This window comes from Bacillus sp. AFS098217, assembly GCF_002551815.1.
GTDB lineage: Bacteria > Bacillota > Bacilli > Bacillales > Bacillaceae_G > Bacillus_A.
Genome location: NZ_NVPR01000098.1, coordinates 1 through 16558, shown reverse-complemented (window position 1 = coordinate 16558; position 16558 = coordinate 1). Strand labels below are relative to the sequence as shown.

The following is a 16558-nucleotide window of genomic DNA, read 5'->3' as shown; positions in this document are numbered from 1 at the left end:
CAGTGCGTGATAGGATAAATGGTGTCCTTTTGCTGTAGAATTTATGATAATGCGCCCATAGCTCAGTCGGATAGAGCGGTGGTTTCCGGTACCACGTCTGCCGGGGGTTCGAATCCCTCTGGGCGCGTCAAAAAGTCCTAACTTACATTTGTAGGTTAGGACTTTTTTTATTTCTCCCTTGTTATATCTAGTAATAACATTTACTATTAGTATGTGGTAATAAAAATGTTCTATATGTCCACTTTGATTTTCAAACGTATAAGTCGCTGCTCTGAAGAACAAAAGGTGAACTGCATTCGTTCTCTTTTTTGTTTTAACATGGCATGACCGTTTCTATGCATGGTCGGATGCTCTCTCCCACCTAAAAAGAAAGGTTTTATGCCGTTTTTTCAATTTGCATTTATATGTTTTTTTATTGTTTTCTTTCAATATTATTCATTTTTCGGTTGTAAGATGGATATTTCATTAATACATATAAATTAATAATATTTTGGAATGGGTATCTGCACAGGATTCTCCTTTTAACAAACTTATTGTACAATAGAAACAAGGGGGAGATTAGTTTGAAGGCAAGTCTTTTACAAGAACAAAGCTTACGTTTGGCCATGACACAAGAGTTAAGACAAGCGATTACAATGCTCCAATATAATGTACAGGAGTTAACGGAGTTTTTGTATGAGCAATCGTTAGAGAATCCCCTTATTGAGTTAGGTGGCTTTGAGAGGGAGAAGAAAAAGAGCTCAAGCAAAAGTAAAAGTACAAGCAAACAAATCGACAATCAAATGGAAATTTATAGTGTGGATTCGACAACGATTCAGCAACATTTATTAGATCAAATACAGTATTATAAAATAGATGAAGAACAGCGAAAAGCAGCTTCTTTCATCATTATGAACATGGATGAGAATGGTTATTTACAAGAAACAAATGAAGAATTAGCAGAACTACTTGATGCGCCGATTGATGTAGTGGACTGTGCTATGAAGCTTGTCCAGTCGCTAGAGCCAGCAGGGGTAGGAGCGCGTAATATTCAGGAATGTCTATCCCTTCAATTGAAGCGCTTACAAACGAAAGATACACTCTCAGAAATGATTGTGGATGAATATTTCTCATATTTTGTTAAGAAAGATTGGCGAAAATTGATCCAGGTTATGAAATGTAGTAACGAGGAATTACAATCAGCTGTTGATTGTATTACATCATTGCAGCCGAAACCAGGACTTGCGTTTTCTTCTGAGAAGCCGCTTTATATTGTTCCTGATATGGCCGTGAAAAAAGATGGTGATTGCCTCGTTTTACAAATGAATGAACGCAACATGCCGAAGATTGAAATTCATTCAGAGTATAGTGCACTTCTTCATAATAGTGAAAGTGAGGTTGCTTCTTATGTCTCTGAGAAGTATCAGCATGTTCAGTGGATTATGCGCAGTTTGAAGCAACGAAAACAAACGCTTTTGCAAGTAATGGAAATTATTATGAAGAAACAACGTGATTTCTTTTTAAAAGGTTCGGAATATTTAAAACCACTTTCTTTAAAAGAAGTGGCAGAAGAATTAAGTGTACATGAGTCTACCATCAGTCGTGCTACGCGTAATAAATATGTACAAACGCCGCATGGATTGTTTGAAATGAAGTCATTCTTTAGTAACGCGGTAGTTACAACAGAAGATGAAGCTATTTCTACTAAGCGCGTAAAACAATTCATTCAAACGCTTGTAGAACAAGAAAATAAGAAAAAACCACTTTCAGATCAAAAAATTTCAAAATTGTTAGAAGACGAGCATGAAATTGTTATTTCTCGTAGAACAGTTGCAAAATATCGAGAACAAATGAACATTCCGGCCTCTTCTTTAAGAAAAACAATTGGATAGGTGAAGAAGATGAAAGTTGTTTTGTATACGAAAACGGACTGTGGTCTTTGTGTGAAAGCAAAACAGATTTTGAAAGAAGTACAAAAGGTATATTCTTTTGAAATTGAGGAAATAGATATATATGAAGATGATGAGCTTTTAGAAAAGTATCAAATTATGATCCCGGTCGTAGAAATTGACGGAAAACAGGCGTTTTACGGTGTCATTCACAAAGATGTCATAATAAACTATATAAACAATTCAGTTAAGAGTTGAATAAGTTTCTATCTCCTGTTACAATAATACACGTAGCAGGGATTATTTTTTTAAACCATGTGGGACGCAAAATGTCACTACGGGACATAGAGTGACCATGAGGTGAAAATGAACCAATGTAGTGAGGAGAAATGATATGCGCTCATGGATTCAGAACATGAAAAAATTATTACCCGATCTGCTACCTGTTATGCAAACAAGAATGCAAATTCTTCAGCACATTCGTCTTATGCAGCCGATTGGAAGAAGAAACTTATCTGCAAGTCTTGGTATGACAGAAAGAGTATTGCGAAGTGAAGTGCAAGTTTTGAAAGAACAAAACTTAGTTCACGTCGCTTCTTCTGGAATGACTTTAACAGAAGAGGGAACAGCTTTAGTTCTTGCTTTGGAAGACTTTATGAAAGAAATTTCCGGGTTAAAGGTTTTAGAAAAACAACTCAAGGAAACATTAGACTTGGATGAAGTTTTCGTTGTCCCTGGTGATAGTGATGAATCACCTTGGGTCAAACTGGAGATGGGCCGTGCTTGTGTGAGTTGTATAAAAGACCGTTTGACAGCGAATAATATCGTTGCTGTGGCTGGAGGAACAACGCTAGCTGCTGTTGCGGACATGATGCAACTTGATTGTAAAGATTTACATATGCTGTTTGTCCCAGCACGTGGTGGAATTGGAGAAGGTGTCGAATTAGAGGCCAATACCATTTGCGCCAAAATGGCACAAAATACGATGAGTAATTATCGCTTATTGTATGTTCCAGACCATGTAAGCAGCGAAGCATATGCGTCTATTGTGACAGAGCCTTCTGTGAAAGAAGTTCTTGAGTTGATTCGATCTTCCAATATCGTCATTCATGGAATAGGTGATGCGTTAACAATGGCACGTCGCAGAAATACTTCGGAAGCAGATTGGTTAAAGATTAAAGCAAGTGAAGCAGTTGGCGAGGCTTTCGGTTATTACTTTAATGAACAGGGTAATGTCGTTCATAAAGTACAAACAGTGGGCATGCAGCTAAAAGATTTACAACATGTATCTCACGTTGTTGCAGTCGCTGGAGGATCTTCAAAAGCAAAAGCTATACAGGCTGTAATTAAACAAGGGCACACTTCGATTCTTATTACAGATGAAGGTGCAGCAAAACAGTTAACAAAGGGTATTACCCTTTAATATAATCCCCCAAGGAGGAAATTCAAATGACTAAAATTGGTATTAATGGATTTGGACGTATCGGACGTGTGGTATTCCGCGCAGCTCTTAACAACCCTAACGTGGAAGTAGTAGCAATCAACGACTTAACAGACGCTAAAACTTTAGCTCACCTTTTAAAATATGACTCTGTTCACGGAACAGTAAATGCAGAAGTATCTGCTAACGGCGACAGCATCATCGTTAACGGTAAAGAAATCAAAGTTATCGCTGAGCGTGACCCAGCTCAATTACCATGGAGCGACTACGGCGTAGAAGTAGTAGTAGAGTCTACTGGACGCTTCACTAAAAAAGCAGACGCTGAGAAGCACCTAGGTGGATCAGTTAAAAAAGTTATCATCTCTGCACCAGCTTCTGACGAAGATATCACAATCGTTATGGGTGTTAACCACGAACAATATGATGCAGCTAACCATAATGTAATCTCTAACGCTTCTTGTACTACAAACTGCTTAGCTCCATTTGCTAAAGTATTAAACGAAAAATTCGGTATCAAACGCGGAATGATGACAACAATTCACTCTTACACTAATGACCAACAAATCTTAGACTTACCACATAAAGATTTACGTCGTGCACGTGCAGCAGCAATGAGCATGATCCCAACTACAACTGGTGCAGCGAAAGCAGTAGCATTAGTATTACCAGAACTTAAAGGTAAATTAAACGGTGGCGCAGTACGTGTTCCAACTGCTAACGTTTCTCTTGTTGACTTAGTTGTTGAACTTGATAAAGAAGTAACAGTTGAAGAAGTAAATGCAGCATTCAAAGCAGCAGCTGAAGGCGAATTAAAAGGTATTCTTGGATACAGCGAAGAGCCATTAGTATCTATCGACTATAACGGATGCACAAGTTCTTCTACAATCGATGCATTATCTACAATGGCTATGGAAGGCAATATGCTTAAAGTTCTTTCTTGGTACGACAACGAAACTGGTTACTCTAACCGCGTAGTTGACTTAGTAGACTACATCGCTTCTAAAGGTCTTTAATTCTTAAGTTTATCAGTTATCAATGACAAAACGAGGGAGAGGGTTTGTTCCCTCTCTCTTCTTTCGTTTTAGAAGCAAATGTGATAAGCTTTTGAATGGGTTTTGTCAATCCTAACTAGTCGGAGGGAAATCCAATGAACAAAAAATCAATTCGTGACGTAGATTTAAAGGGTAAACGAGTATTTTGCCGCGTTGACTTCAACGTGCCTATGAAAGATGGCAAAGTTACAGACGAGACTCGTATTCGTGCAGCTCTTCCTACAATTCAATATTTAGTAGAGCAAGGTGCGAAAGTTATTTTAGCAAGTCACTTAGGGCGTCCAAAAGGCCAAGTAGTAGAAGAAATGCGTCTTACTCCAGTAGCTGCACGTTTAGGTGAGCTTCTTGGTAAAGACGTAAAAAAAGCAGACGAAGCATTCGGACCAGCTGTACAAGAAATGATTGCAGCAATGAACGAAGGCGACGTATTAGTTCTTGAAAACGTACGCTTCTATGCGGGCGAAGAAAAGAACGATGCAGAATTAGCAAAAGAATTTGCAGCTCTTGCTGATCTTTTCGTTAATGATGCATTCGGTGCAGCTCACCGTGCTCATGCTTCTACAGCAGGTATTGCAGACTACCTACCAGCAGTATCAGGCTTCTTAATGGAAAAAGAGTTAGAAGTATTAGGTAAAGCACTTTCTAACCCAGAGCGCCCATTCACAGCAATCATCGGTGGTGCGAAAGTAAAAGATAAAATCGGTGTAATTCGTCATCTACTTGATAAAGTTGATAACTTAATCATTGGCGGCGGACTTGCTTATACATTTGTAAAAGCAATGGGTCATGAAATCGGACAGTCTCTATGTGAAGATGACAAAATTGAACTAGCAAAAGAATTTATGCAACTAGCAAAAGAAAAAGGCGTAAACTTCTATATGCCAGTTGATTGCGTCGTTGCAGATGACTTCTCTGAAACTGCAAACCGACAAGTTGTAGATATCGATTCTATTCCTGCTGATTGGGAAGGATTGGATATCGGACCAAAAACAAGTGCAATTTATGCAGATGTAATTAAAAACTCTAAGCTTGTTGTATGGAACGGACCAATGGGTGTATTCGAAATGGCTCCATTTGCAGAAGGTACAAAAGCAGTAGGACAAGCATTAGCAGATGCAGAAGATACATACTCTGTTATCGGCGGTGGTGACTCTGCAGCAGCTGTTGAAAAATTCGGTATGGCTGACAAAATGAGCCACATTTCTACTGGCGGCGGTGCGTCATTAGAATTTATGGAAGGTAAAGAGCTTCCAGGTGTAGTTTGTCTTAACGACAAATAAGTAGCAGCCAAAGAAAAAGGACGGTGCAAAGCATGCGTAAACCAATTATCGCAGGTAACTGGAAAATGAATAAAACTCTATCTGAAGCAGTTAGCTTCGTAGAGGAAGTAAAAGGTCAAATCCCAGCAGCTTCAGCTGTTGATGCAGTAGTTTGCTCTCCAGCTCTTTTCTTAGAGCGTCTTGTAGCGGCTACGGAAGGAACTGACTTAAAAGTAGGTGCACAAAACATGCACTTCGAAAAAAATGGTGCATTCACTGGCGAAATTAGCCCAGTAGCACTTAGCGACTTAAAAGTGAGCTATGTAGTACTTGGTCACTCTGAGCGTCGTGAAATGTTCGCTGAAACAGACGAAACGGTAAACAAAAAAACTCTTGCAGCATTTGAACATGGTTTAACACCAATCGTTTGCTGTGGTGAAACTTTAGAAGAGCGCGAAAGCGGAAAAACATTTGATCTAGTAGCAGATCAAGTGACAAAAGCACTTGCAGGTTTAACAGAAGAGCAAGTGAAAGTAACTGTTATCGCATATGAGCCAATCTGGGCTATCGGTACAGGTAAATCTTCTTCTGCTGCAGATGCAAATGAAGTATGTGCGCACATCCGTAAAGTTGTTGCAGAAGCTGTTTCTCCAGCAGCTGCAGAAGCTGTTCGTATTCAATACGGCGGCAGCGTAAAACCAGAAAACATTAAAGAATACATGGCACAAACTGACATCGACGGCGCTTTAGTTGGCGGTGCAAGCTTAGAGCCTGCTTCCTTCTTAGGTCTTCTGGAGGCGGTAAAATGAGAAAGCCAACAGCTTTAATTATTCTTGACGGTTTCGGACTACGAGAAGAAACTTACGGGAATGCTGTAGCACAAGCTAAGAAACCTAATTTCGACGGTTACTGGAACAAATTCCCTCACACAACGCTAACAGCATGTGGTGAAGCGGTAGGTCTTCCAGAAGGTCAAATGGGTAACTCTGAGGTTGGTCACTTAAATATCGGTGCTGGCCGCGTAGTATATCAAAGCTTAACACGTGTGAACGTTGCAATTCGTGAAGGTGAGTTCGATAAGAACGAAACATTCCAAAGCGCAATTAAGCACGTAAAAGAGAAAGGTACAGCCCTTCACTTATTCGGCTTACTTTCTGATGGTGGTGTGCACAGTCACATTAACCATATGTTTGCACTACTTCGCTTAGCTGCAAAAGAAGGCGTGGAGAAAGTATACATCCACGGATTCTTAGATGGCCGCGATGTTGGACCGCAAACAGCAAAAGGTTATATCGATGCAACAAATGAAGTAATTAAAGAAATAGGAGTAGGACAATTCGCGACTATCTCCGGTCGTTATTACTCCATGGACCGTGACAAGCGTTGGGATCGCGTAGAAAAATGTTACCGTGCTATGGTGTATGGCGAAGGCCCTACTTATAAATCAGCACTTGAGTGTGTAGAAGACTCATATGCAAATGGTATTTATGATGAATTCGTATTGCCGTCTGTAATTGTTAATGAAGATGAAACGCCAGTTGCAACAATCAATGATGATGATGCAGTTATCTTCTATAACTTCCGTCCAGACCGCGCAATTCAAATTGCACGTGTATTTACAAACGAAGACTTCCGTGAGTTTGATCGTGGTGAAAAAGTACCTCACATTCCAGAATTCGTTTGTATGACACACTTTAGTGAAACAGTAGATGGTTACGTGGCATTCAAGCCAATGAACCTTGATAACACATTAGGTGAAGTTGTTGCGCAAGCGGGATTAAAGCAACTTCGCATCGCGGAAACTGAAAAGTATCCGCACGTTACATTCTTCTTTAGCGGTGGTCGTGAGGCTGAATTCCCAGGAGAAGAGCGTATCTTAATTAACTCACCGAAGGTTGCAACGTATGACTTGAAACCTGAAATGAGCATTTACGAAGTAACCGACGCTTTAGTAAATGAAATCGAAAATGATAAACATGATGTGATCATTCTTAACTTTGCAAACTGTGATATGGTTGGCCATTCTGGGATGATGGAACCAACAATTAAAGCAGTAGAAGCAACTGACGAATGTTTAGGAAAAGTTGTAGAAGCGATTCTTGCAAAAGATGGTGTAGCACTTATTACTGCTGACCATGGTAATGCTGATCAGGAATTAACTCCTGAGGGACAACCAATGACAGCTCATACAACGAACCCGGTTCCTTTCATCGTTACAAAAAATGATGTTGAATTACGTGAAGACGGCATCTTAGGAGATATCGCTCCAACAATGCTTACACTTCTTGGTGTTGAACAACCAAAAGAAATGACAGGTAAAACAATTATTAAATAATACGTATATAAAAGGAGAGAAAATACTATGTCAACAATTATTGATATTTATGCTCGCGAAGTCCTAGACTCTCGTGGTAACCCAACTGTAGAAGTAGAAGTTTATACAGAAAGCGGCGCATTCGGACGCGCATTAGTACCAAGTGGTGCATCTACTGGTGAATACGAAGCAGTAGAATTACGTGACGGTGACAAATCTCGTTACCTTGGTAAAGGTGTTCTGAAAGCAGTAGATAACGTAAACGAAATTATCGCTCCAGAAATCGTTGGTTTCGACGTAACTGACCAAGCTGGTATCGACCGTGCTATGATCGAATTAGATGGCACTCCAAACAAAGGTAAATTAGGCGCTAACGCTATCCTTGGTGTATCTATGGCAGTAGCTCACGCAGCAGCTGACTTCGTAGGTCTTCCATTATACCGTTACCTTGGTGGATTCAATGCGAAACAATTACCAACTCCAATGATGAACATCATCAACGGTGGTTCTCACGCTGATAACAATGTTGACTTCCAAGAGTTCATGATCTTACCAGTTGGTGCTCCAACATTCAAAGAAGCTATCCGTATGGGTGCGGAAGTATTCCATGCATTAAAAGCTGTATTACATGACAAAGGTCTTAACACTGCAGTAGGTGACGAAGGTGGATTCGCTCCAAACCTTGGTTCTAACCGTGAAGCATTAGAAGTAATTATCGAAGCTATCGAAAAAGCTGGTTATAAAGCTGGCGAGAACGTATTCTTAGGAATGGACGTTGCTTCTTCTGAGTTCTACAATAAAGAAACTGGTAAATATGACCTTGCAGGCGAAGGCCGTAGCTTAACTTCTGCAGAAATGGTTGATTTCTACGAAGGTCTTTGCAACGACTTCCCAATCATCTCTATCGAAGATGGTTTAGACGAAAACGACTGGGATGGCCACAAATTATTAACTGACCGTCTTGGCAAAAAAGTTCAATTAGTTGGTGACGACTTATTCGTAACGAACACGCAAAAACTTGCTGAAGGTATCGAAAAAGGTATCTCTAACTCAATCTTAATTAAAGTTAACCAAATCGGTACTTTAACTGAGACTTTCGAAGCAATCGAAATGGCTAAACGTGCTGGTTACACAGCAGTTGTATCTCACCGTTCTGGTGAAACTGAAGATGCTACAATCGCTGACATCGCAGTTGCAACTAACGCTGGCCAAATCAAAACTGGTTCTATGAGCCGTACTGACCGTATTGCGAAATACAACCAATTATTACGCATCGAAGACGAACTAGGCGAAATCGCTGTTTACGATGGTTTAAAATCTTTCTACAACCTTAAAAAATAATTGTAGAAAATAATGACAGACCGTGAGAAATCACGGTCTGTTTTTTGTGTTTCTTTTTTTAGAATAGTAAATACTAAAATTCAGAAAATAAAAACTTTATGTTTTAGGTCAATGTTTTTGACGTAAATTCCGCTCGAAAATGCAGTCATATCAAGGGTGTAAGCGTATAACACATGAGATTTTTTTTGTCAAGTCAATAAATTGCAGGTTTTTATAATTTATACTATGATAAGAATTGAAAACAGAAGATCGTATAAACATGAGGGATGATGAACATGAAGTTTACAAAGATTATTGTCCAAGTTGCAGCGCTTTACGTGTTTTACATGATTGGAACATGGGTAGAAGAGATGTTGAATCTTCCAATTCCGGGAAGTTTGATTGGAATGTTTTTACTACTTATTTTACTCAGCATGAAGGTTCTTCCTGTGAAATGGTTTGATTTAGGAGCAGAGACACTCGTTGCTATTATGCCGTTTCTATTGATTCCACCAACGATTGGTTTAATGAATTACGGTGCTTTTTTTATGAGTAAAGGAATTTCTCTATGCATTACCGTTATCGCGAGTACATTTTTAATTATTATTGTCGCAGGACATACAGGACAATATCTTGCGAATAGAAAGGAAAAAGAATCACGATGAGCAATATATTAACCGGCATCGGTTGGGTTATTCTTACAGTGCTATTATATCAATTATCTAAAAAGATCTATAAAGTATTACCAACACCGTTTACGATTCCAATGATTGTCGCAACAGCATTAATGATTGTCTTATTATTGGTGCTTGATATACCATATCAACAATACATGCAAAGTGGTGGAGGCTGGATTTCCAAACTGCTTGGACCAGGTGTTGTAGCATTTGCAATTCCACTTTATAAGCAGCGTCACGTGTTGCGAAAATATGTTGTACCGATTGCAGGTGGTGTAATCGTTGGAACAACAGTTGCAATTGGAAGTGACCTCATCATTGCTTCACTTATGGGGACAGATAAAAGTTTAATTTTATCTTCTTTACCAAAATCGGTAACAATGCCAGTTGCGATGAGTGTATCAGAGCAAGTTGGTGGTGTTCCATCATTAACAGCAGCATTCGTTGTTGTTGCAGGGATTACAGGAACAATTACAGGCCCAATTCTATTAAAGTGGAGCCGCGTTACAAACTCTGTTGGTAGAGGAATTGGATTTGGCTGTGCATCACATATTATGGGTGTTATGAGAGCAATGAAAAATAATGAGAACGAGGGTGTTATTGGATCGGTAACAATGACATTAACAGCGATTTTAACATGCTTACTTGGACCGTTATTTGCGAGTATGTTTATGTAATAAAGAAAAGCGGGAGCAATTGAACAGCTCTCGCTTTTCTATAGAATTTATGCTAACATTTAAACTAACTGAATCTTTGTAGGAGGTACACTGAGGTGCATACGTTATTATCAGTTTTACTTATTATTGTATCGATTTTAATAATTGTTATGGTACTTATGCAGTCTAGTAATAGTTCAGGCCTTTCAGGTGCAATTTCAGGCGGTGCAGAGCAATTATTTGGTAAGCAAAAAGCACGCGGAATTGAAGCAGTATTAAACCGTATTACAGTTGTTTTAGCTGTATTATTCTTCGTACTAACAATTAGTGTTACGTACTTGAACATATAAGCAAAGGCCTTGCTTTTAACAGATATGGAAAAAGAAGAAGCGTTAGCGGATTCGTGCTAATGGTTCTTCTTTTTTGTGCTCATTTATATTCCATTATTCGAAAAAAGTTTCTAATTAGATTATGGAAATGGAACTATGGTAAACTAAGGACAGAAACAATACGACTAGATTACAGAAGAGAAAGAGGAGAAGAAGATGATGAAATTAGCATCTCCGAAACCATTTACATTTGAAGGTGGAGACCGTGCTGTTTTATTACTACATGGATTCACGGGGAATTCAGCTGATGTACGTATGCTCGGGCGTTTCTTAGAGAAAAAAGGTTACACTTGTCACGCCCCAATTTATAAAGGACATGGTGTGCCTCCAGAGCAACTTGTTCATACAGGTCCTGAAGACTGGTGGAAAGACGTAATGAATGCTTATCAGCATTTAAAAGATCAAGGATATGAGAAAATTGCTGCTGTTGGATTATCACTTGGTGGTGTATTCTCATTAAAACTTGCTTATACATTGCCGATTTTAGGTGCTGTGCCAATGTGTGCCCCAATGTATATTAAGAGCAAAGAAATTATGTACCAAGGTATATTGGCGTATGCACGTGAGTATAAAAAACGTGAACAAAAATCACCAGAGAAAATTGCTGAAGAAATGATGGAATTTAAGAAGACACCAATGAATACATTGAAAGCACTGCAAGACTTAATTCGTGACGTACGCAACAATGTCGATATGATTTATGCACCAACATTTGTTGTACAAGCACGTCATGATGAAATGATTAATACAGATAGTGCTAACATTATCTATAACGGTGTAGAGTCCACGTTAAAAGAAATTAAGTGGTATGAAGACTCTACGCATGTCATTACGCTTGATAAACAACGTGATGAGCTACACGAAGATGTATATAACTTCTTGGAGCAACTAGATTGGTAAGATCTAGTTGCCTCTTTTTTTCATGGGGGATTAAAACCACTTTTTTAGGTGTGAGAGAGGATCCGCCTGTGGCTAGAAGCGGTCAGAGCCTGTTTTGGCCCCATGCCAAGCTTTGAAAACAAAAGGAGAAAGCGAGAGGAGATCTTCTTTTATGTTCAAAGCCGGTAATTAGGGTCAGTAAATCGAAATGAATTACTGAAATCTATTCTTTTTTTGGTGGAAGAGGGGTCCGTCCTTGGCTAGAAACGGTCAGAGCCTGTTTTGGCCCCATGTCGCGTGAAAAAACAAAAAGAGAAAACGAGAGAAGACTTTCTTTTGTTTTCAAAGCTTCGACTTAGAGGAAAGTAAATCATACATAGAAATAAACATCTAAGACGAGAATCTTACTGCACACAAGTAGCAGAATAAATGGTAAAAAACGAGTGTTTGTAGAAGTTTCACTTTATATAGAGTCAATGTTTCGGATACACTAAATAATATGAGGGTTTAAAGGAGGTATTTTTGCTTGGAAGAAATCATTCAAGAACATATTGATAAGTTGTTATTATTTATGAAAGAAGAAGCGTATAAACCGTTAACGATACAAGAATTAGAAGCTGCGTTTGGGATTGAAGATTCCGCTGGCTTTAAAGATTTTGTAAAGGCACTTGTTATGATGGAAGAAAAGGGACTTGTTGTTCGTACACGCAGCAATCGTTATGGTCTTCCAGAAAAGATGAATTTAGTGCGAGGTAAATTAATCGGGCATGCGCGTGGTTTTGCTTTTGTTGTCCCAGAGGAGAAGAAAACGGGAGACGATGATCTTTTCATCCCGCCTACAGAATTAAATGGTGCACTTCATGGTGATACAGTATTAGCGCGTGTTAGCTCGCAATCAAGTGGTTCACGTCAAGAAGGTACAATTGTTCGTATTTTAGAGCGTGGAACGAAAGAACTAGTTGGTACATATACAGAATCGAAGAACTTTGGTTTCGTTATACCTGATAATAAGCGCTGGACAAGTGATATTTTCATCTTGAAAAGCGCATCAATGGGTGCTGTAGAAGGCCATAAAGTAGTTGTGAAAATTACGAGCTATCCAGAGAACCGTTTAAGTGCGGAAGGTGAAGTTATTCAAATTCTAGGTCATAAAAATGATCCAGGGGTAGATATTTTATCTGTCATTCATAAACATCATTTACCTTTAGCGTTCCCTGAAGAAGTTATGGAACATGCAAACGGTGTACCAGAAACGATTTCAGAAGAAGATTTAAAAGATCGTCGTGATTTGCGTGATCAAATGATTGTTACAATTGATGGCGCAGATGCGAAAGATTTAGATGATGCGGTAACAGTAACAAAGCTTGAGAACGGTAATTATAAACTAGGTGTTCATATCGCGGATGTGAGTCATTACGTTCAAGAAGGTTCTCCAATTGATGTTGAAGCAGCTGAAAGAGCGACGAGTGTATATCTTGTTGACCGTGTAATCCCAATGATTCCACATCGTTTATCTAACGGTATTTGTTCATTAAATCCGAAAGTAGATCGCCTTACATTATCTTGTGAAATGGAAATCAATAATCTAGGTGATGTTGTAAAGCATGAGATTTTCCAAAGTGTAATTAAAACGACAGAGCGTATGACGTATGCTGATGTTAGAAGCATTTTGGAAGATGAAGACGAAGCGCTAATTGAACGTTATGAGCCGCTAGTGCCAATGTTTAAAGAGATGGGGCAGTTAGCACAAATTTTACGCGAAAAACGTATGCGACGCGGTGCGATTGACTTCGACTTCAAAGAAGCAAAAGTACTAGTAGATGAAGAAGGAAAACCAACGGATGTTGTGATGCGCGATCGTTCTGTATCAGAAAAGCTAATTGAAGAGTTCATGCTTGTTGCCAACGAAACAGTAGCAGAGCATTTCCACTGGATGAACGTACCGTTTATGTACCGCGTCCATGAAGATCCGAAAGAAGATAAATTAGAGCGTTTCTTCGAGTTTGTCACAAACTTCGGCTATGCGGTAAAAGGACGTGCGAATGACATACATCCTCGTGCACTGCAACAAATTCTTGAAATGGTTCAAGGGCAGCCAGAAGAAGTCGTGATTTCGACAGTTATGCTTCGTTCGATGAAACAAGCTCGTTACGATGCGGATAGTTTAGGTCACTTCGGTTTATCAACAGAGTTCTATACACACTTCACATCACCAATTCGCCGTTACCCAGATACAATTGTTCATAGATTAATTCGTGAATATATCATTAACGGTAAAATTGATAATGAAACACAAGCGAAATGGCGTGAAAAGTTACCAGAGATTGCAGAGCATTCTTCTAATATGGAACGCCGTGCTGTTGAAGCAGAACGTGAAACAGACGAACTGAAAAAAGCAGAATATATGCTTGATAAGATCGGTGAAGAGTATGACGGTATGATTAGCTCTGTAACAAACTTTGGTTTATTCGTAGAGCTTCCAAATACAATTGAAGGTCTTGTTCATGTTAGCTATTTAACAGATGATTACTATCGTTATGACGAACAGCACTTTGCGATGATTGGGGAACGTACAGGTAACGTCTTCCGCATCGGTGATGAAATTACAATTCGCGTTATTAATGTAAACAAAGAGGAACGCGCGATTGATTTTGAAATCGTCGGTATGAAAGGCACTCCGAGACGTAAATTTAAAGATCGTCCAGTTGTTATTGAGCAGCCGAAAGACGGTAGAAAGAGACGTAGTGGTCGCGGCGGACGTAATAACGAGCGTGGCGGTGCACGTGACAATGAACGTGGTGGTCAAGGGAAAGGGTCATCTGGTCGTCCAGAGAAAAAAGATGGTAATGGTAAAAAGAAAAAGCCATTCTTTGAAAATGTCCCAGGATTTAAGAAGAAAAAGAAAAAGCGTAAGTAAGAATAAAGTGGCTTCGCTTATATACTGAGCGAAGCTACTTTCGCTTTTTATTTGATCTAGCTCCAGTGGCTAGAATCTACGGTCGCTTCGCCCCCTCGGACGAAGCAAAAAGCGCTTCTTTGTCGGGAGCTCCACCGCCCTAAGATTCTAAACGAGCCACTTCCGCTTTTCTTTAACATTTGTTACAATAGTAAAAATAGAGGAGGGACAGATAATGCCAAAAGGTAGCGGTAAGGTTATTGCACAAAATAAAAAAGCATTTCATGATTATTTCATCGAAGAAACATACGAAGCAGGGCTTGTCCTTCAAGGGACGGAAATTAAATCGATTCGCGCTGGGCGCGTAAACTTGAAAGATGCGTTTGCACGTATACATAACGGTGAAGTATGGGTTCATAATATGCATATTAGTACGTACGAACAAGGGAATCGTTTCAACCATGATCCACTTCGTACGAGAAAATTACTTCTTCATAAAAAAGAAATTGAGAAGTTAGCGGGCTCTGCAAAAGAAACTGGTTACGCATTAGTTCCACTTAGAATTTATTTGAAAAATGGATTTGCAAAAATGGCACTTGGTTTAGCAAAAGGTAAGAAGCAATATGATAAGCGTCACGATTTAAAAGAGAAAGAAGCTAAACGTGAAATTGCACGCGCGTTTCGTGATCGTCAAAAGATGTAATACAGATATTTACATTTGTAAAACGGCGCGCGTATGATATAATAACTTATGTAAGGTTGTTGCACATTGAAAAACAGCTCTTAGTAGCTATCACGATATTTCTTCGTATGCTCCATTTCTATCATGGGGACGTTACGGATTCGACAGGGATAGTTCGAGCTTAGGTTGCGAGTCGAGGGGATCGGCCTCGTTAAAACGTCAAAGCCTATAATTGGCAAACAACAAAACAACTTCGCTTTAGCTGCTTAATACAGCTTAGCGGTTCCTCCCTCCATCGTCCATGTGGTAGGGTAAGGGACTCAAACTAAGTGGACTACGCCGGAGTTCGCCGTCTGAGGGCGAAGGAAGAGAACAATCAGACTAGCAACTTGGAAGCCTGTCGATAGGCCGAAGAGTTCGCGAAATTCTAATATATCGACTACACTCGTAGAAGCTTAAGTGCCGATATTTTTGGACGTGGGTTCGACTCCCACCGTCTCCACCAATACATATTTGGTGGTTTTTTTATTTTTTTGTGATATGAACCATAAGTTTGCCGGAACGGCAAGCTTATGGTTCTTTTTGTTTACGGCCAACTTATGCTTCCTACAATAAACTTTAAAATTACTCATAAAATGCAAAGAAATGCTTTACCTCTTCAAGTAACGAATTTTAAGTAGTTTTACTTACTAAGCTAATACTTTTAAGTATCCACCAAACGAAAATTTTATCTCTTTATAGCTTTTCATGGGAATTCAGCTTATTTTTTCATTTTCTTCTTTTTCGTATGTAATATTGCATATGAGAATGTATTGATAAAATTGTAAGCGCTTACTATAATGGAGGCATAAAGATAAATTACATCTTAGTAACAACAAAAGAGGAGGAAATAATATGACAATCGCAATGGCAATTTTAAAATTTGTAGGTGGAGTACTTCCATTAGTTCAAGAACTTTTAAAAGCATTTATGTAAGTTTAATACTTAGCAATTATTTATGAATAATTATCATACTTTAATACGAAAAAAGGAAGGCAGGAGTTGATTTTTTTGGAAATTAAGAAAAATATCAAAGGAATAAAATTCCTAACATGTTTATTAGTTAGTTTATGCACTATTAATTAT

14 protein-coding genes, 1 tRNA gene and 1 other RNA gene are annotated in these 16558 nt (G+C 39.0%); all 16 read left to right on the top strand.

The window, feature by feature from the left end; translation table 11 throughout:
• Positions 1-51 precede the first annotated feature (51 nt).
• The 16 genes from COO03_RS22490 (at position 52) to ssrA (ending at position 15938) form a co-directional block, all read left to right on the top strand.
• A tRNA-Arg gene (locus COO03_RS22490) sits at positions 52-127 on the top strand.
• Between the two features lie 436 nt (positions 128-563).
• Positions 564-1871, top strand: a complete 1308-nt coding sequence (gene rpoN, locus COO03_RS22485; protein ID WP_097899261.1) for an RNA polymerase factor sigma-54 — start codon at positions 564-566, stop codon at positions 1869-1871.
• Between the two features lie 9 nt (positions 1872-1880).
• Positions 1881-2126, top strand: coding sequence for a glutaredoxin family protein (locus tag COO03_RS22480; RefSeq protein ID WP_097899260.1), 246 nt, complete (start codon positions 1881-1883; stop codon positions 2124-2126).
• Positions 2127-2262: 136 nt separating this feature from the next.
• Positions 2263-3291: a gapA transcriptional regulator CggR gene (gene cggR, locus COO03_RS22475; RefSeq protein ID WP_097899259.1), complete on the top strand. Its 1029-nt coding sequence runs from the start codon at positions 2263-2265 to the stop codon at positions 3289-3291.
• 26 nt (positions 3292-3317) lie between these two features.
• Complete coding sequence (gene gap, locus COO03_RS22470) at positions 3318-4322, top strand: type I glyceraldehyde-3-phosphate dehydrogenase (RefSeq protein ID WP_097899258.1); 1005 nt, start codon at positions 3318-3320, stop codon at positions 4320-4322.
• A gap of 134 nt (positions 4323-4456) precedes the next feature.
• Positions 4457-5641, top strand: coding sequence for a phosphoglycerate kinase (locus tag COO03_RS22465; protein WP_097899257.1), 1185 nt, complete (start codon positions 4457-4459; stop codon positions 5639-5641).
• A gap of 32 nt (positions 5642-5673) precedes the next feature.
• Entirely contained in the window at positions 5674-6429 is a 756-nt protein-coding gene (gene tpiA, locus COO03_RS22460) for a triose-phosphate isomerase (protein WP_097899256.1), read from the top strand.
• Positions 6426-7955 (top strand): 2,3-bisphosphoglycerate-independent phosphoglycerate mutase, encoded by a 1530-nt coding sequence (gpmI, locus tag COO03_RS22455; RefSeq protein WP_097899255.1) that lies wholly within the window; start codon positions 6426-6428, stop codon positions 7953-7955. Before tpiA ends, gpmI begins: the two co-directional genes overlap by 4 nt.
• A 27-nt stretch (positions 7956-7982) precedes the next feature.
• On the top strand, positions 7983-9275 hold the full coding sequence (eno, locus tag COO03_RS22450) for a phosphopyruvate hydratase (RefSeq protein ID WP_097899254.1): 1293 nt from the start codon (positions 7983-7985) through the stop codon (positions 9273-9275).
• Between the two features lie 275 nt (positions 9276-9550).
• Positions 9551-9919 carry a CidA/LrgA family holin-like protein gene (locus COO03_RS22445; protein WP_097899253.1) on the top strand — a complete coding sequence of 123 codons (369 nt, stop codon included), beginning with the start codon at positions 9551-9553 and terminating at the stop codon, positions 9917-9919.
• Positions 9916-10608 carry an LrgB family protein gene (locus COO03_RS22440; protein ID WP_097899252.1) on the top strand — a complete coding sequence of 231 codons (693 nt, stop codon included), beginning with the start codon at positions 9916-9918 and terminating at the stop codon, positions 10606-10608. Before COO03_RS22445 ends, COO03_RS22440 begins: the two co-directional genes overlap by 4 nt.
• 95 nt (positions 10609-10703) lie before the next feature.
• Positions 10704-10937: a preprotein translocase subunit SecG gene (gene secG, locus COO03_RS22435; protein ID WP_097899251.1), complete on the top strand. Its 234-nt coding sequence runs from the start codon at positions 10704-10706 to the stop codon at positions 10935-10937.
• Between the two features lie 198 nt (positions 10938-11135).
• Complete coding sequence (locus COO03_RS22430) at positions 11136-11876, top strand: alpha/beta hydrolase (protein ID WP_179863023.1); 741 nt, start codon at positions 11136-11138, stop codon at positions 11874-11876.
• A gap of 505 nt (positions 11877-12381) precedes the next feature.
• A complete protein-coding gene (gene rnr, locus COO03_RS22425; RefSeq protein ID WP_097899249.1) occupies positions 12382-14772 on the top strand; it encodes a ribonuclease R in 2391 nt (796 codons plus the stop codon).
• Positions 14773-14986: 214 nt separating this feature from the next.
• The gene (gene smpB / locus COO03_RS22420) at positions 14987-15454 is read left to right on the top strand and encodes an SsrA-binding protein (protein ID WP_097899248.1); all 468 of its coding nucleotides are present in this window, start codon (positions 14987-14989) and stop codon (positions 15452-15454) included.
• A gap of 125 nt (positions 15455-15579) precedes the next feature.
• Positions 15580-15938, top strand: a transfer-messenger RNA (tmRNA) gene (gene ssrA / locus COO03_RS22415).
• Positions 15939-16558 lie beyond the last annotated feature (620 nt).